This window comes from Zwartia lucis (genome assembly GCF_965234455.1).
GTDB lineage: Bacteria > Pseudomonadota > Gammaproteobacteria > Burkholderiales > Burkholderiaceae_B > Zwartia > Zwartia lucis.
The window spans coordinates 81,311-98,127 of the sequence record NZ_OZ248474.1 but is presented as its reverse complement, the minus strand read 5'-3'; the positions used below and the strand labels follow the sequence as shown (position 1 = coordinate 98,127).

At 53.6% G+C, this 16,817-nt stretch carries 15 protein-coding genes, 1 pseudogene and 1 riboswitch; of the genes and pseudogenes, 8 read left to right on the top strand and 8 right to left on the bottom strand.

The genetic code is table 11. The features are described 5' to 3' along the window. The first annotated feature begins 152 nt into the window (after positions 1–152). Together metK and AC8GE9_RS11115 are read left to right on the top strand one after the other, a co-directional pair. Positions 153–1,322 (top strand): methionine adenosyltransferase, encoded by a 1,170-nt coding sequence (gene metK / locus AC8GE9_RS11120; RefSeq protein WP_506677238.1) that lies wholly within the window; start codon positions 153–155, stop codon positions 1,320–1,322. Between the two features lies 1 nt (position 1,323). After that, positions 1,324–1,593, top strand: a complete 270-nt coding sequence (locus tag AC8GE9_RS11115) for a DUF1289 domain-containing protein (protein WP_506677237.1) — start codon at positions 1,324–1,326, stop codon at positions 1,591–1,593. Here AC8GE9_RS11115 and AC8GE9_RS11110 read toward each other — a convergent pair. Both AC8GE9_RS11110 and AC8GE9_RS11105 read right to left on the bottom strand, forming a co-directional pair. Next, positions 1,590–2,504 (bottom strand): NAD(P)-dependent oxidoreductase, encoded by a 915-nt coding sequence (locus AC8GE9_RS11110; protein ID WP_506677236.1) that lies wholly within the window; start codon positions 2,502–2,504, stop codon positions 1,590–1,592. The two genes, AC8GE9_RS11115 and AC8GE9_RS11110, sit on opposite strands and share 4 nt — an antisense overlap. Before the next feature lie 137 nt (positions 2,505–2,641). Continuing rightward, positions 2,642–3,046: pseudogene (locus tag AC8GE9_RS11105) on the bottom strand (carboxymuconolactone decarboxylase family protein); the annotation flags it as partial. Positions 3,047–3,194: 148 nt separating this feature from the next. On the opposite strand from AC8GE9_RS11105, the gene AC8GE9_RS11100 reads away from it, so the two are divergent. From AC8GE9_RS11100 to metF, 4 genes are all read left to right on the top strand, one after another. Beyond that, positions 3,195–4,007: an N-acyl homoserine lactonase family protein gene (locus AC8GE9_RS11100; protein ID WP_506677235.1), complete on the top strand. Its 813-nt coding sequence runs from the start codon at positions 3,195–3,197 to the stop codon at positions 4,005–4,007. A gap of 68 nt (positions 4,008–4,075) precedes the next feature. Next, a riboswitch (S-adenosyl-L-homocysteine riboswitch) is annotated at positions 4,076–4,173 on the top strand. 80 nt (positions 4,174–4,253) lie between these two features. Further along, positions 4,254–5,669, top strand: a complete 1,416-nt coding sequence (gene ahcY / locus AC8GE9_RS11095) for an adenosylhomocysteinase (protein ID WP_506677234.1) — start codon at positions 4,254–4,256, stop codon at positions 5,667–5,669. Positions 5,670–5,701: 32 nt separating this feature from the next. Beyond that, the gene (locus AC8GE9_RS11090; RefSeq protein WP_028816663.1) at positions 5,702–6,040 is read left to right on the top strand and encodes a phage holin family protein; all 339 of its coding nucleotides are present in this window, start codon (positions 5,702–5,704) and stop codon (positions 6,038–6,040) included. Then, a complete protein-coding gene (gene metF, locus AC8GE9_RS11085; RefSeq protein ID WP_506677233.1) occupies positions 6,037–6,882 on the top strand; it encodes a methylenetetrahydrofolate reductase [NAD(P)H] in 846 nt (281 codons plus the stop codon). Before AC8GE9_RS11090 ends, metF begins: the two co-directional genes overlap by 4 nt. A gap of 4 nt (positions 6,883–6,886) precedes the next feature. Here metF and AC8GE9_RS11080 read toward each other — a convergent pair whose 3' ends face one another. Beyond that, positions 6,887–7,507, bottom strand: a complete 621-nt coding sequence (locus AC8GE9_RS11080) for a 5-formyltetrahydrofolate cyclo-ligase (protein ID WP_506677232.1) — start codon at positions 7,505–7,507, stop codon at positions 6,887–6,889. 52 nt (positions 7,508–7,559) lie between these two features. On the opposite strand from AC8GE9_RS11080, the gene AC8GE9_RS11075 reads away from it, so the two are divergent. Both AC8GE9_RS11075 and AC8GE9_RS11070 read left to right on the top strand, forming a co-directional pair. Next, the gene (locus AC8GE9_RS11075; RefSeq protein WP_506677231.1) at positions 7,560–9,752 is read left to right on the top strand and encodes a lytic transglycosylase domain-containing protein; all 2,193 of its coding nucleotides are present in this window, start codon (positions 7,560–7,562) and stop codon (positions 9,750–9,752) included. Beyond that, positions 9,749–10,840 carry a tRNA nucleotidyltransferase/poly(A) polymerase-related protein gene (locus AC8GE9_RS11070; RefSeq protein WP_506677230.1) on the top strand — a complete coding sequence of 364 codons (1,092 nt, stop codon included), beginning with the start codon at positions 9,749–9,751 and terminating at the stop codon, positions 10,838–10,840. The genes AC8GE9_RS11075 and AC8GE9_RS11070 overlap by 4 nt, the downstream gene beginning before the upstream one ends. On the opposite strand, the gene AC8GE9_RS11065 is transcribed toward AC8GE9_RS11070, so the two are convergent. The 5 genes from AC8GE9_RS11065 to AC8GE9_RS11045 all read right to left on the bottom strand — a co-directional run bounded on the left by AC8GE9_RS11065 (position 10,826) and on the right by AC8GE9_RS11045 (position 16,808). Then, on the bottom strand, positions 10,826–11,638 hold the full coding sequence (locus AC8GE9_RS11065) for an aspartate/glutamate racemase family protein (RefSeq protein ID WP_506677229.1): 813 nt from the start codon (positions 11,636–11,638) through the stop codon (positions 10,826–10,828). The two genes, AC8GE9_RS11070 and AC8GE9_RS11065, sit on opposite strands and share 15 nt — an antisense overlap. Before the next feature lie 94 nt (positions 11,639–11,732). Beyond that, positions 11,733–12,734: a Bug family tripartite tricarboxylate transporter substrate binding protein gene (locus AC8GE9_RS11060; RefSeq protein ID WP_506677228.1), complete on the bottom strand. Its 1,002-nt coding sequence runs from the start codon at positions 12,732–12,734 to the stop codon at positions 11,733–11,735. Between the two features lie 42 nt (positions 12,735–12,776). Continuing rightward, positions 12,777–14,024 (bottom strand): class I SAM-dependent methyltransferase, encoded by a 1,248-nt coding sequence (locus tag AC8GE9_RS11055; protein ID WP_506677793.1) that lies wholly within the window; start codon positions 14,022–14,024, stop codon positions 12,777–12,779. Further along, a complete protein-coding gene (locus tag AC8GE9_RS11050) occupies positions 14,008–15,774 on the bottom strand; it encodes a DEAD/DEAH box helicase (protein ID WP_506677227.1) in 1,767 nt (588 codons plus the stop codon). Before AC8GE9_RS11050 ends, AC8GE9_RS11055 begins: the two co-directional genes overlap by 17 nt. Before the next feature lie 287 nt (positions 15,775–16,061). Continuing rightward, positions 16,062–16,808, bottom strand: a complete 747-nt coding sequence (locus tag AC8GE9_RS11045; RefSeq protein WP_506677792.1) for a uracil-DNA glycosylase — start codon at positions 16,806–16,808, stop codon at positions 16,062–16,064. Between the last annotated feature and the right edge of the window lie 9 nt (positions 16,809–16,817).

Genomic DNA, 16,817 nt, shown 5'->3' with positions numbered 1-16,817 from the left:
GACGGTGTTGGACAAAAGCTGAAATGCTGCGTCAACACAAAAATAAATCCGCTAAAGCGTCGCGCCCAATCCAGCGTCTATTTAGGTGTCGGTACGGGGTGCAACGCACCTCCTTAACCTCACCCTGGCTTTGCCAGAATTAGGACGTGATCATGGCTACAACTTCTTCTGACTATCTTTTTACCTCTGAGTCCGTTTCCGAAGGACATCCAGACAAGGTCGCTGACCAAGTCTCTGATGCCGTTTTGGATGCGATTTTTACTCAGGACCCTCATGCGCGTGTCGCAGCAGAAACGCTTTGCAATACAGGTTTGGTCGTATTGGCCGGTGAAATCACCACCACTGCCAACGTCGACTACATCCAGGTCGCCCGTGACACCATCAAGCGCATCGGCTACGACAATACCGATTACGGTATTGACTACAAAGGCTGCGCGGTGTTGGTCGCCTACGACAAACAGTCACCTGATATCGCTCAGGGCGTGGACCGTAGCTCAGAGGATTACCTCAATCAGGGCGCTGGCGACCAGGGTTTGATGTTTGGTTACGCATGTAACGAAACACCTGATCTGATGCCTGCTCCAATTTGGTACGCACACCGTCTGGTGCAGCGTCAGAGCGAGTTGCGCAAAGATGGCCGTCTGCCCTGGCTGCGTCCTGATGCAAAATCTCAGGTCACGTTCCGTTATGTCGATGGCAAGCCCGTCGAGGTCGACACGGTGGTGTTGTCGACACAGCACGCCCCTGAGATTTCACAGACTGCGATCCACGAGGCCGTGATCGAAGACATCATTCGTCCAAGTTTCCCCGCTGGTTTGTTGACAGCCAAGACCAAGTTCCTGATCAACCCAACCGGTCGCTTTGTGATCGGCGGACCCCAGGGTGATTGCGGTCTGACAGGTCGCAAGATCATCGTCGACACATACGGTGGCGCATGCCGTCACGGTGGTGGCGCGTTCTCCGGCAAGGACCCATCAAAGGTTGACCGTTCAGCTGCTTACGCTGCACGTTACGTGGCTAAAAATATCGTGGCCGCTGGTTTGGCGAGCAAGTGCGAAGTGCAGGTGAGCTACGCGATTGGTGTGGCAGAGCCGATCAACATCACGGTTGACACACATGGCACAGGCGTCGTGTCTGACGAGCAATTGTCCAAACTTGTGCGCGAACATTTTGACCTGCGTCCAAAAGGCATCGTCAACATGCTTGACCTGTTGCGTCCAATCTACAGCAAGACAGCCGCATATGGTCACTTTGGTCGTAACGAGCCCGAGTTCAGCTGGGAAGCCACTGACCGTGCTGCTGCACTGAAAAAGTCGGTCTAAGTTGACTACTCAGCCACCGTCATTAAATTGGGATGAGGCACCTGAGGGTGCTTCATCCCAGTCTTCCGGTCATACATCAGAAGATGTTTCAAAGGGAGCAGACTCGCCCTGTGTGGCGATCTGTTCTACCTTGTTTGATGATGTGTGTCGTGGCTGTGGCCGTACGGTCATGGAGGTTTCGAACTGGGTCTTCATGACCAAAGAGGAAAAGCACCCTGTCTGGGTGCGTATTCGTGCTGAAGGCTACCCCAAAAAGCCCGGGGAAACCTAGCTCTCTTTCTTTTCCGATAAGGTGTCGCCGGCTAAGGCTTCGGACAACTTGGCGATTGCCGTGTGATCCTGACCGGGTCCGAGCATTTGTGCGCATGAGGCCCACATTTCGCGGCACAAGGACGAAAAAGGTGTCGGTGTGTTGGTATCGCGACCAATGCCCAGCGCGATGCTCAGATCTTTGACCATCAGGTCCAGACCAAAGCCAGCGTTGTATTGACCCGACAAGACGAACTGTTTGAATTTCTTCTGTGTGGAGTTGTTCATTCCCGTCGAAGAATTCAGTACGTCCACCATGGCGGCAGGATCAAGACCAAAGCGCTTGCCGATCAGCAGTGCTTCGACGCCGATCAAAAAGCCGCCAGCAGACACCAGATTGTTCAGTGCTTTCATGGCGTGGGCAGAGCCGACGTCTCCGGTTGGCGTAATCGAGGTGCCCATACAAGACAATGCGGGACGGACGCGCTCGAGGATCTCGGCGCTGCCACCAAACATGATGGCGAGTTCGCCTGTCTTGGCGCGCGGCACACCGCCAGAAACAGGGGCGTCGACCAGATGGCCTTTGGCCACTTTGACTTGCTCAGCCAGCGTGCGTGTGATGGTCGGCACGCCTGATGTCATGTCAATGACGACTGCGCCCGGACGCAGTCCCGCCAGTAGGCCATCGGGCCCATTGAGGACGGCTTCAACAATGTTGCTGGTGGGTAAGATGGTGATGATGAACTCGGAGGCGGCGGCGAGTGCGCGGTTGGAGGCGGCAACCGAGCCCCCGATTTCCTTGGCGAAGGCTTGCGCACGCTCTTTCGAGGCATCGATGACCTGAAGTGGGTAGCCTGCTTTGTGCAGCAGGGAGGCCATCGGCCACCCCATGCTGCCCAAGCCTACAAAACCGATTGTGGGCAAGGCGCTCATTTCTTAACTGCCTTTTTTGCAGCAGCTTTTTTCGCAGGTGTTTTTTCTGCAGCAGCCTCAACGGCAGCAGGCTTAGCTGCAGCGACTTTTTTAGCCGTGGCTTTCTTGGCCGCTACCTTTTTCTTGGCGGCTTTGGCGGCTGCTTTTTCGTAGGCGCCTTCTTCTTCGAGCACTTGGTTGGCGGCTTTAAACGCGTCCAGACCAGCGGGGATGCCGCAGTAGACGGTAGCGTGCAGCAGGACTTCTTTGATTTCTTCGACGGTGACGCCGTTGGCGAGTGCACCTTTGACGTGCAGCTTGATTTCAGCGGAACGGTTCAGCGCAGTCAGCATGGCGAGGTTGAGCATGCTACGCGTCTTGCGGCTCAGACCGTCACGGGTCCAGGCATAGCCCCAGCACCACTCTGTGGTGATGTGTTGAAACGCCATGGTGAAGTCGTTGGCTTTGGCAATGGAGCCGTCTACGTAATCCGCGCCGAGTACGGCACGACGAACGGCCAGGCCGTCTTTAAACAATTGAGCGGTTTCGTTTTTAGCAGACATTTAATGCTCCAGAATCAGTATGATCAAAAGTAAATAAAGTAAATAAAGTAAACAGTGTAACTAACACCGCGAATGGTCTTGATTGTCTGCGCTTGTCTTTACCTATGTCAAGCTAGATTCATCATGGAGGCATTTAAAGGAGCGATCAATGAATGTGCCTAAATATGAAATTTACGCGTTGCGCTATGCGACGATTCAGCAACGGATGCGCCGCGAAAACTTTATCGCTCAGGACCCGCATGATGAGCCGATGCCAATGGATTATTTTGTCTGGCTGATTCGCGACGGACAACGCAATATTTTGGTTGATACGGGGTTTAATGCGCGCCAGGCTAAAGAGCGCGGGCGAACGCTTCTGCGCTGCCCGATTGGCGCACTGTCTTTGCTAGGACTCGCGCCAGAGGATATCAAGGACGTTGTGTTGACGCATTTGCATTACGACCATGCTGGCAATATCGATTTGCTCCCGAATGCGCGTTTTCATGTTCAAGAAGACGAGCTGGATTACGCCTGCGGTAAGCACATGTGTCATGGATTGTTTCGTCATGCGTACGATGTGGAGGATGTGGTGAGCTTGGTGCGACGTGTGTATGCCGAGCGGGTACATTTTCATCAAGGCAGACACGCGCTAGCGCCAGGCATTGAATTGATCAAAATAGGGGGTCATACGAAGGGTCTGCAGTCTTTGCGCGTGCACACAGCGCGGGGCTGGGTGGTACTGGCTTCGGATGCGAGCCATTTTTATGAAAATATGGAAAGGCCCTCGCCGTTTCCGATCGTGTTTCATGTGGGCGATATGGTGGCCGGCTATGCGACCTTGCGCGCGGCGGCTGCTTCGCCCGCACATATTATTCCTGGTCATGATCCTTTGGTGCGTGCGCGCTATCCGTTCCATGGCAAGCCAGAGAATGACATTGTGGCGTTGCACTTGCCACCACTGGCCACCTCAGACAACACATAAGACTTAAATATTAAGGGGTTGTCGGGTAAACCCTGTCGTAATTTCCAAAAACGGGCTACAATAACCGTGCTTTTGAGGAGCGTTGCGACGGGTCACATCCCGCCAGGCTCATAAGCTTTCCCGTTACCGTCGGCCCTTTTGTCGACCTTAACAGCGCTCACCCAATCCTGCCAAGCAGCGATTGCGGTGGTGCTCAAGACACAACCGTTCAATCGTTGTTCCGCGGGCTCAACGGAGCTTTTAGACATGAACGCTATCAAAGAAAAATTCGCTGATTACATCGTTGCCGATATCAATCAGGCTGATTTTGGTCGTCGCGAGATCGCCATTGCTGAAACAGAAATGCCTGGTCTGATGGCCACGCGCGAAGAGTTTGCTAAAACCAAGCCATTGAAAGGCGCCCGCATCACGGGTAGCTTGCACATGACGATTCAGACTGCTGTGCTGATCGAAACCTTGCAGGCACTCGGCGCTGAAGTGCGTTGGGCCTCTTGCAATATTTTCTCGACCCAAGACCACGCTGCCGCGGCCATCGCTGCAATGGGCACGCCTGTCTTCGCTAAAAAAGGCGAGTCACTGGTCGAATACTGGGAATACACACACAAGATTTTTGAATGGCCCGGCGAAAAGCAAGCCAACATGATTTTGGATGACGGCGGTGATGCCACACTCTTGTTGCACCTCGGTACAAAGGCTGAAAGCGATATTTCGGTCTTGAATAACCCAGGCTCCGAAGAAGAAGTCGTCCTGTTTGCCGCTATCAAAGCACAGATCAAAAAAGATCCTAAGTGGTACTCCACACGTTTGGCCCAGATCAAGGGCGTGACTGAGGAAACCACCACAGGCGTGCTGCGTCTGTATCAAATGTCGAAAAAAGGCGAGCTTGCTTTTGCTGCGATTAACGTCAACGACTCCGTCACTAAGTCAAAGTTTGACAACCTGTACGGCTGCCGCGAATCGTTGGTCGACGCCATTAAGCGTGCGACAGACGTCATGATCGCTGGCAAAGTTGCAGTGGTTGCAGGCTACGGCGATGTGGGTAAGGGTTCAGCTCAAGCCTTAGCCGCGTTGCGCGCCCAAGTTTGGGTCACTGAAGTCGATCCAATCTGCGCACTGCAGGCTGCGATGGAAGGCTTTAAGGTTGTTACCATGGAAGAAGCCGCAGACAAGGCAGACATTTTTGTGACGGCAACAGGTAACTACAACGTCATCACACGCGCCCACATGGACCGCATGAAGGACCAGGCCATTGTTTGTAACATCGGTCACTTCGACAACGAAATCGATGTCGTCGGTATTGAAGACTTGCAGTGGGAAGAAATCAAGCCACAAGTCGATCACGTGATTTTCCCTAACGGCAAGCGCATTATCTTGTTGGCTAAGGGCCGTCTCGTGAACCTCGGCTGTGGCACAGGTCACCCTTCGTTCGTGATGTCGTCATCGTTTACCAACCAGACGATTGCTCAGATCGAACTGTACTCGCGCAACGAAGAGTACAAGTCAGGTCAGGTCTATGTGTTGCCTAAGCATCTCGACGAAAAAGTCGCACGTCTGCACCTCAAGAAGATCGGTGCAAACTTGACAACGTTGACGCCTCAGCAAGCGGCTTACATTAGCGTCAAACAAGAAGGTCCTTTCAAGGGCGATGCTTACCGCTATTGATTGACTTTGAGTAGTGTTCACCGGAGATTGTCATGACTTTATTGTTAGTCTGGATATTAAATGCGGTGACACTACTCATTGTTGCCTATGTGCTGCCTGGGATTGTGGTGTCCAGCTTCTGGTCCGCCATGCTTGCTGCAGCCGTGCTTGGTTTAATCAACATGTTGGTTAAACCAATCTTCATTTTATTGACCTTGCCCATCACGATTGTGACGTTGGGTCTGTTTTTACTGGTGATTAACGCGCTGATGTTCTGGCTCGCCGGGTCGATCCTGAAAGGTTTTCAGGTCAATGGCTTTTGGTGGGCGGTCGGCGGTGCCCTCTTTTATAGCGTGATCTCCGGGTTTTTGACGAGTCTGATTAATCGATGAGCTCCCCTTTGACGCCTGCGTTTAGCCTAGAGTTCTTCCCACCACGCGATGCCGCCGCGCAGCAGCGCCTTGTCGATGGCGCCAAACAAATGTTGGTCATCGACCCGCACTACGTCAGCGTGACGTTTGGCGCGGGTGGCTCGACGCGAGACGGTACGCTTGACACCGTTCGCATGATGCGCGCGCTCGGCCGTGATGCCGCGCCGCACTTGTCGTGTATTGGATCTACGCGCGATGAGCTTAGTGTCTTGCTACAGCGCTATCGCGAAGAAGGCGTGCGTCGCATTGTCGCATTGCGCGGTGATATGCCTTCGGGCATGGGGGCGAGTGCTGCCGGTGCTCTTCAGTATGCAAGCGACTTGGTTGAATTTATTCGTCATGAAACAGGCGACTGGTTTCATATTGAGGTCGCTGCCTATCCCGAGATGCATCCACAAGCTGCGGGGCCTGAAAAAGATCTCGCTCACTTTATTAATAAGGTCCGTGCGGGCGCCAACAGTGCGATTACGCAGTATTTTTTTAATGCCGATGCGTATTTTGATTTTGTCGATCGTGTCCAAGCCAAGGGAATCAATATCCCCATTGTGCCTGGCATCATGCCCATCACCAATTACACGCAATTGATGCGGTTTTCAGAGATGTGTGGTGCAGAGGTGCCACGTTGGATCCGTCTGCGTTTGGCCGAGATGGGCGATGACAAAGACTCGATCCGGGCGTTTGGCACAGATGTCGTGACGAGTCTGTGTGAAACGTTGTTAGACAATGGCGTGCCAGGCTTGCATTTCTATACCCTGAATAATGCCGAAGCCACGCTGTCGATATGGCACGGCTTGGATCGCTAGCGTATCAGGCTGGCGGCGGAGCCTGCGTCCAACCGCTGGGTGTCAGGATGGCGTCGAGTGGATAATCGTGTGCTTGCGGTTGATGGCCGGCCTCTTCTTCGATGCGGGCTTGGTTCCAGGCGATACCAAGAGCTAAAAAATCTTTGCCTGCTGCGTTGAGATTGGCGAGGGTGCGATCGTAATAACCTCCTCCGTAGCCGAGACGTGCGCCCTGGTCTGTAAAACCAAGTGTCGGAATCAGCATCACGTTTGGGATCAGCTTTTCACCACGGACAGGCTCCAAGACGCCAAAGGCGCCTGGCTTCAAGGTGTCGGTGGGACGCCAAACGTGAAACTCAAGAGGCGACTGTTTTTTGACGACAATGGGTAACGCGACGGTCAAGCCTTGGGTGTGCAAATATTCGTAAACAGGCCTTAAGTCGGGCTCGTTTTCCAAAGGCCAAAATCCGGCAACTATTTCAGGCGTGGTGTGTCCAAAAGTGTGTCGAGACGCGCTGCGTGCGTCGAACCAAAGCCGTAGTTCAGCACAGAGTTGAGCACTGGCCTGTTGGCGTTCGGCAACAGGAATCGCCTCTCGCAGGCTGCGAAGCCGCATCCGAAGCTGGTCTGGGCTATTCTTTGACATATACCGTAGCAGTTACTGACTAATTGTAGTGAATGGTGTTCAAAGGCATTGTATGCACACAAGCGCAAAATATCAGAATATCCGAGTTCAAGTTGGCGTCTGGGTGACCGCTTTGGTATTTGGCAGTGCGTTTATGTTGGCGGCTCCAACAACGGCACAATCTCAGTCTGGGTTAACTGAAAGGTTTGTTTTGAAGGCGGATGGCAGCATCACGCCCGTCGCGGACGGCACTGCAGCTCCTTTAGCTAAGCCCTCTACTCCAACTACCAGCAATGCGGCACCCGCGAGTACGGCGAGTACTGCGCCTAGTACCGCGCAAAGCAATACACCACATGCGGGTCCGGCAGGGATGAGAGACTCGATCGCTGCATCGGAAAATACGGCAGCAGCCAAAGCGGTTGCCGCAGCGCGTCAAGCCGTCAATAGCAAGCAGTTTGGTCAGCTCGCCAGTTTCGTGCCGCAGGCCAAGGGTGATGTATTGGCAATTTACCCCGAGTATTGGTTTTTGCGAACCCAGTTAGGTCTTTATAGAACGCCAAGTGTGAATCAAAGTTTGGAGCAGTTTCTGGAAAAAAACAGTGGCGCCTATCTTGCGGATAGATTGCGCGGCGAATGGGTTTTAACCGCTGCGCGGAGCGGTGATTTTGTCTCGGTACGCGCGTTGGGAACTGTCCTTAACCCAAGCAATCAGGTGTTGTGTGCTCAGCTTGAGGCCAAGCATATGGAGGGTCAGCGTGCGACAGCGGCGGAGTCGATGAAAATATTTGTGCCATTTGGCGCATGTTGGAAACTATTTGACCAACTCGTCGCAGACCGTGTTTTAACGCCTGCTGAGTTGATGCCGTACCTCAATGAAGCGATTGAAAACAATAAACTGCCGGATGCGCGCCGGTTTGCCGCGTATGTCTTTGACGCTAAAGAACTGGCGGCGTATGACGCCATGATCAAAGGGCCTGCGGCGTGGTTGGCCACGCAGAACGCGTTGGGCTCGCCTGAACGTAATGAGATCATTGCGCTGGGACTCGCTCGCGTGGCGCGGACAGATCTGGCGGCGGCAGATAACTTAGTCAAAAAGCAATGGAAAAACTTGCTTCCCAAGCAAAATATGCAATGGGTCTATGGCCAGATGGCTTTGGTCGCGAGTATGAATCTCGATCCACGTGCGCATACGTGGTATCGCGACTCTGGCGCCGTTCGCTTATCCGACAACAACGAAGCTTGGCGTGTTCGTATGGCGCTACGTCAACCCAAAATTGACTGGAAGTGGGTGATGCAAAGTATCGATACGATGCGTGAGCCACAACGTAGCGATCCGACGTGGGTGTACTGGAAAGCGCGTGGTCTGGCGGCGACAGGTAAAAAAGCGGATGCCGAGAAAGCCTATGCTTCGATCGTATCGGATTACAGCTTTTATGGTCAGCTCGCCGTCGAGGAGCTTGGTCGAACGATTACCGCACCAAAGCGCCCCGAGCCTGTTTCAGAGAAAGAGTTGGCGCAGGCCCGTGCTCATCCAGGCCTGCAGCGCGCCGTGACTTTATTCAAAAGAGGCTGGCGGCCAGAGGCTGTGCCGGAGTGGACGTTTGCGCTTCGTGGCATGACAGATCGTCAATTGTTGGCGGCTGCTGAGTTGGCGCGTCGCGAGAGTATCTATGATCGCGTCGTGGCGACCTCTGTCCGTACTAAAAATGAGGTGGATTTTACGCAGCGTTTTGTAGCGCCTTTTGAAGGGCGTGTCAGTGCTCAGGCCCGCGAGGTCAATGTCGAGCCAGCTTGGGTGTATGGGCTGATCCGTCAAGAGTCGTTGTTCATTATGGACGCGCGTTCACACGTGGGGGCCTCGGGCTTGATGCAGTTGATGCCTGCCACGGCAAAGTGGATGGCTCAGAAAATCGGATTGACGAACTTCACACCTGGTAGCGTGAACGATTTTGATACGAATACAAAGTTGGGAACGAGTTACTTGAGTATGGTGCAGTCTGATCTGGGTGGCTCACAGGTGTTGGCTAGCGCAGGATATAACGCGGGTCCGGGTCGTCCGATGCTGTGGCGCTCCAAACTCGATGCCCCGGTCGAAGGCGCGATTTTCGCTGAAACCATTCCTTTCAACGAAACGCGCGATTACGTTAAAAAAGTGATGTCTAACGCCACCTACTATGCGGCGATCTTTACCGGTAATCCCCAGTCGCTCAAGCAGCGTCTGGGACAAATTGAGCCCCGACCGTATGGTCGTTCGCCTCTGCCGTGAAGATGACTGAAGATCGCGCCTTGACGGGTTTGCAGGTTTTCATTGTGGGTGGCGCTGTGCGTGATGCGTTGTTAGGTCTGCCCGCTGGTGACCGTGATTGGGTCGTAGTGGGCGCGACACCCGAAGAGATGGTTGCGCGTGGGTTTATCCCTGTGGGTGGCGACTTTCCGGTTTTTTTACATCCGCTGACGAAAGAAGAATATGCGCTTGCACGCACGGAAAGAAAGTCGGGGCGTGGTTACAAAGGCTTTACGTTTTACACGGGTGCGGATGTCACCCTCGAAGAAGACTTAAAGCGTCGCGATCTGACGATCAATGCGATGGCGCAGTCGATGTCGGGCGAGCTGGTTGATCCACTCAATGGTGCTGCGGATTTGCAGGCAAGAATGTTTCGTCATGTGGGCCCCGCCTTCGAAGAAGATCCAGTGCGGATTTTGCGACTGGCGCGTTTTGCCGCAAGGTTTACGGATTTTTCTATTGCGCCAGAAACATTGGCGCTCTGCCGACGGATGGTTGCGAGTGGAGAGGTTGATGCGCTGGTGCCTGAGCGCGTCTGGCAGGAGTTATCGCGCGGACTAATGAGTGTAAAACCTTCGCGTATGTTGACCGTATTGGTGGATACGGGTGCGAGTGCACGCATCATGCCCGAGTGGCGAGAAAGTCTCCGCGTTGCGCAGTGGGTGGATGGAGCCGCAGGGACAACTCAATTTCATCTCCCATTGGGCGCACGTTACGCACTGCTCTGTCTGCAAACAGAGTCACTGGCGGAGTTAGGTAGGCGCCTGCGCGTACCGGGTGAGTGTGTTGATATGGCGCGTCTTTTACCTATGGTGATAAAAGCGATTGGCGTCACGCAGCCTGAAGAAATATTGTCGCTGTTTGAGGTTTGTGACGCGATACGAAAGCCGGATCGTATGAAAACTTTATTTGAGACAGCAAAAATGGTGACCGAGTTTGATCAAATAAATTGGCTTAATCGGTTAGATACTGTTTTAGGAGTGGATGCCGGCGCAGCTGCCCAAACCGCAAAAACACCGGCCGAGATCAAGCAAGTCGTACGCAGCGCTCGGTTGTTAGCGCTTATCTAAGCTGCGGTAGGCATTGTTTCCGTAGTATTTCCGTATCTCCTTAAGCTCATCAGACCCTGGCGGGGCGAAATGCAACGCTCTGCTTGTGAATCGACCTAACATGAGCCGATCCATTTTTACAGCCATTTCGGCGGTTTTTACGACTGCGGCGATGCCATTCAATATGGTTGCTCCGTCAAGCGTGAAATGTACTCCGGCTGCATTTAAGGCCGCCATCGCGACTCCGCCAGCGGGGATCACGACTTCAGCACCAGATTCTTGCGCTTTATTTGCAGCGGACATGAAGTCATCTATCACGCTGTTCATGACCTCTTTATCGACAAATGCACGCTCCAGAAAGACGGGGTTTTTTAACGACATCGTTTGGGACGGTGATAGTCGTGAGGAGAGTCCGTAAAGATGAGCGCGCTCCTCGATAAAGCCTAATGATTTACGATTTAAACCAATGAGTGAAAAATGACGTCCCATCATGCAGGCCATATGCATGCTGGACTCCCCAAGGCCGATGACTGGAATTCTTGAGATCTCTCTTGCTTCATAGAGACCAGAGTCAGTGAAGTGGCCGATAATGAATGCGTCATAGCCCTGCTCGTTTGCAGTTTCAATGTTTTGGAGCACCTCGGCTGTTTGAAGAAACTCCAAGTAATGATGTTGCTTTCCAAGTCCGCCAGTTTTGGTTATGCCAACAATATCCACAACTGTTGACTCATCTTTTGCTTCGGCAATGATTCTTTTAAGTTGCGTGAAATAGGTTTCAAATAGGGTTTGCTGTACAAAACTTTGATACCAAATTTTCATTCAGTCCTCACTTTAGCGAACGAAACATTAAGACCGAGAAAGCGCATAAAAGATGGCTTTCTCGGCATTGATAGTCGACAGCATGATGTAGAAATCAGTCTAGCCGAATCTTATTTTTTTCGATGACGGCTCGCCAACGTTTTGTTTCATCTGCTAAAAATTTTCTGAACTCATCTGAAGTGCTCGCGACCATCTCTATTCCGCTGGTATCGAAGTTTTTGTTTATACCTTCGGATTTGAGAGCCTTAGATGTTGCATTGGATAGGGCTGCGACAACTTTGTCAGGAGTTCCTCGTGGCGCAAGCAGTCCATACCAAGAGCCAACAACAAAATCGTTCAATCCTGCCTCTCTGGTCGTAGGAACATTTGGGATAAGTTTGGAGCGGTGGTCACTGGCTAATGCGAGGGGTTTGATTTTCCCTGAGTTAATTAAATTGATTGCTTCAGGCAGCGGAATAATCATTAAATCCAAACGTCCGCTCGCGAGATCTACCAACGCGGGTGTTCCTCCCTTGTAGGCCACATGCGTGAAATTCAATCCAGTTATTTCCTTGAGAAGCTCACCGGCCAGATGGGAGGAGCTGCCTGCTCCGGCAGAACCAAAACTTAAGCCTGCTGGTTTTTGAACGGCCTGCGCGATGAATTCTTTTAATGTTTTCGCTGTTGATGTCGCGGGAACCACGATAACATTTGGTGCGCTTGCAACAAGTGAAATGGGTATGAAATCTTTTTCAGGATCATAACCAAGCTTTTGATATAGCGCTGCGTTGGTGGTCAGTCCAGGAAATCCTGCAAGCAAGGTATAGCCATCCGCAACTGACTTCGCCACAAATGTCGCGCCCACATTACCGCCTGCGCCTGGTCGATTCAAAACAACAACCTCTGTTTTAAGCACGTCACTGAGGGATTGCCCGACTTGTCGAGCAACGACATCGCTTGTGCCGCCTGCACCAAATACGACAACGAGATTGATTGGTTTATCGGGATAAGCCGCTGCATTTGTGCTAATGCCGACAGCGATAAGTACTCCAGCCATCCTTTGTACGAAAGACTTCATTTTTATGTTCATTCGTTTATCTCCCTTTTTTAAAAGCACTAAAGGCCATTTATATGAATTGGGTAAGTGGCTTCCAGCATATCAGAGTTGCTTGGAAAGCTGCCCTGAGCGATCGCTGCGTGTAAAACCACTCAGTGGCGAATCAATGCCTCGGCCCAGTGCGATCACTTTAAATAACTCTCCCATCTCCGCCTCGGATATTAGTTTTTGCACAGCGGCGTAGGTTTGCACGCGTGCTTTTGAATCGGGCGTGTTGAGCTGTTGTTGCGCGTAGTCTTCCAGAAGCTGCGGTAAGCCGGCATTCAATAGGAAGCGTGCTTGAGAGGTATAGCCAAGAACGTCGAGGCCGCTTTTTTGAGCGGCCTCGGCGATTGCAGTGAAATCAACGTGCGCAGTGATGTCTTGGAGGCCGGGTGCGAGAAAAACATCATCATGAGTGCGATGCTGGATATGACACATCAGGGTGCCGCGTTGCCTCTGGGGATGGTAATACTCATGACGCGGAAAACCGTAATCGATCAGTAAGGCTGCGCCGCGGGTTAACCAACGACCGAGATCGCGGATCCAGGCTTCTGCTAGCAGATTGATTTCAGAGCTGTAGCCTGGCAGAGCGGGCATCCGTGTTTGGATAGTTTCGATGAGTATGGGTGAGGCGGGCCGGTCTTGAAAAGCGAATTCCTGAGCCAAGCTCATTGAGTCTGACGTCGGTACAGTATTGGACTTCAGTGAAACGACGCCACGTTCGAGGACCTGACCTTGCTCAGACCAGACAAAGAGCTCAACCGGCATGGCATCGAGCAACTCGTTCCCGACGACGCAGCCGGCAAAGTGTTTCGGAAGCGTCTCAAGCCAGGTGACACGTTCACCCCAGGTAGCCAAACGCGCTTGTTGACGCTGTCTGAGATCGGCTGACACCTCAAGGATGCTGTAGCGAACGCTGAGACCTAGCGCGTTGAGTGCGGTAAGAAGATCGTGCGCGAGTGCGCCACTGCCGGCGCCGAACTCGAGTACGTCGAGTGTGTCGGTTTGTCGCAGTACCTCGGCGACCTGTCGCGCAAGCGTATATCCGAACAAAGGTGTGAGCTGGGGTGCAGTAACAAAATCGCCATTCAGTGCTGTCGTATTGGGGTTTTGTGTGTCGGCGAGTTTAGTATTGCCCGCAGCGTAGTAGCCGAGTCCGGGTGCATACAGCACATGATGCATCCAGGCGCTAAAGGGAAGCCAACCGCCCGCCTGCTGGATCTGCATATGCAAAAAAGCGCGGACGCGCTGACTGTGAGCCAGTGCGTCCGCGCTAATGGAGATCGCTGGATTAGCGGCGACCACCATCAAAGTTAAAGCCACGACGTGCGCCTGCCGCAGCGCGAGGTGCGCCAGGACGTGCCGCACCTGGTGCGCGAGCAGGACCATCACCGCGTGGGGCGAAAGTCTTGCTGCCTGGCGCGGCTGATCGAGGCGCAAACTCACGCCCTGAGCGTGCTGCAGGCTTACCCGCATAGGCCGGACGATCTGAGGGTGCGCGATCGCCGCGGTGCTCGAAAGGACGGCCTTCGCCGCGTGTACTGGCGAAAGGATTGTCGCTGCGTGCACCTTGGGGACGATCGCCACGATCACCGCGCGGTGCATAAGAGGGCTTGTCACCACGTGGTGCAAACGTGCGCTCGCGATCACCAAAAGGCTTGTCACCACGAGGTGCGTAGGCGGGTTTGTCACCACGAGGTGCGAAAGATTTCTCGCCACGATCCGCATAGGGTCGGTCTCCGCGCGGTGCACCGCTAGGCGCATCGCCACGCGGGACAAAAGTACGGGGCTCGCTGCGGCCAGCGGAGTAACGGTCGTTGCTGCTACCGAAGCGATCACTACTGCGGTCATTGCTCCAGCGATTTGGCTTTTTACCACCCGCACCGCGCGACGCGCCTTCGGGGCGAGCACTTGGGGAGCGCTGTGGCTCGAGGCCTGCGATCACGTCTGGAGGAATGGTGTTGCCAATGAAATGTTCGATGCGGCGTATTTTGTGACGCTCGCTATGGACGGCCAAGGTAAAGGCTGCGCCATCGCGACCGGCACGACCGGTACGACCAATGCGGTGAACGTAGTCCTCGGGTTGCATCGGCAAGTCGTAGTTAATGGCGTGGCTGATGGCCTGAACGTCGATGCCGCGAGCAGCAACGTCGGTGGCAACCAAGACACGGACACGGCCGTCCTGAACTTCGGACAGGGTCCGTGAACGCTGTCGCTGGTTCATGTCGCCATGCAAGGCCATCGCTGAAAAGCCGCTGTCGGCGAGGTGTTCGGCCAGATCGTCCGCGCCGCGCTTGGTGGCGGTGAAGATAATGGCCTGATGCATCGAAACGTCGCGCAAGAGATGGTCAAGCAAGCGCAGTTTGTGACCAGCGTCATCGGCATACAGCAGCGTTTGTGTAATGTTGGCGTGGCGATCTGACTGAGAGGTCATTTCGATACGCTGTGGATCGCGCATCATGCGTGCTGCGAGCTTGGCAACGGTGCCGTCTAACGTCGCTGAGAACAGTAAGGTCTGGCGTGACTCGGGGCAACGATCAACGATGGTATTGATGTCGTCGATGAAACCCATGTCGAGCATGCGGTCAGCTTCGTCGAGTACCAAGGTGTGCACGGTCGACAAGTCGACACGACGGGCTTGCAGGTGATCCAGGAGACGGCCGGGTGTGGCCACCAGCACATCGACACGACGTGAGAGTGCTTTGAGCTGGGCGCCATAAGGCATACCGCCGACAACGGTCGCGACACGCAAATCGTCTAGGTTGCTACCGTACATTTCGGTGGCTTCGCTCACCTGCATGGCGAGTTCGCGTGTGGGAGTGAGTACCAGCACTTGGACGCCACGGCCTTTGTTACCGGGCTTGTGAGCGATTTTGTTCAGTGCGGGAAGCATAAAGGCTGCGGTCTTGCCGCTGCCTGTCTGGGCGGATACCATCAAGTCGGCACCGGCCAAGGCTGCAGGAATCGCAGACATCTGGACGGGTGTCGGGGTGGTAAAGCCGGTACGTTCAATGGAAGACAACAAAGCGGGGACGAGCCCCAACGAATCGAAGGACATGACTTTCCTTTAGGCCAGATAGTGGCCATGTGACGCAGCCCGGAGAGTTGGTAGACCGGCGGTCGTCGGTTGAATCGAGCATCGTGCCGACCGAATCAACCGAACGTCTGGGCTGTAGATCCATCTATCTGGATCACACTAGCTGCCCACGAAAGGAAAGGAGGTCAGGAATCGATGATGTGAAGCCGAAATCTAGGTTGTTTGCCTGTTTTCAGACTTATGCATTTTTTATGCAGAGCCAGATACTAACCTATTTTTTAATTCGGGTATACCCTTTAGGTAAAAAATTATGCTTTCCAGTCAATTACTTGGCGGTTGTGTTGTTTTAACCATTCATTTGCCAAGTGGAAATGATTGCAGCCGACAAACGGAACTGGAGGTCTCCTGACTGAGAGTGGCGAGGGATGATTAGCCATCAAAATCAGGTGATCGCCTTGATCGGTCAGGTGTGCACGCTTGGCTTGGGCGTGTGCCCCCCAGAGCATGAATACTTTTGGTGAGGGATCGCGGGCAACCTCAGAGATGAGCGCATCCGTCACGGTTTCCCAGCCCGCCCGGGCATGTGAGGCGGGTTGTCCATCCTCGACGGTCAGACAGGTATTGAGGAGAAGTACGCCTTGCTGTGTCCAACGTGACAAATCGTTTTTAAGAAGGTTGGAGACCAATATAAGTTCTGACTGATTGGTCGGATACTCGCGCTCAATTTCTTGCAAAATATTACGCAAGCTTGGTGGGCGTTTGAAACCATCTGGGACAGAAAAGGCGAGACCCTGCGCTTGTCCGGAGCCGTGATAGGGGTCTTGACCCAAAATCACGACCTTGACAGTGCTGGGTTGCAGGGTGTCAAGCGCTCGAAAAGGGCGCGAGGGATAAATGACTGCACCTTGCGCGAGGCGGGTCTGCAGCATGGCCGAGAGGCTCTCGAGCGCGGTGCGCACAGACGGAGATGTCAGACATGGTTGCCACGCGTTCGGAATGCGTTCGAAATGCGCCCAGAGTGAGGCCTCTTGGAGCTGATTGCTCTGAGGTGTCATGCGCAGGAC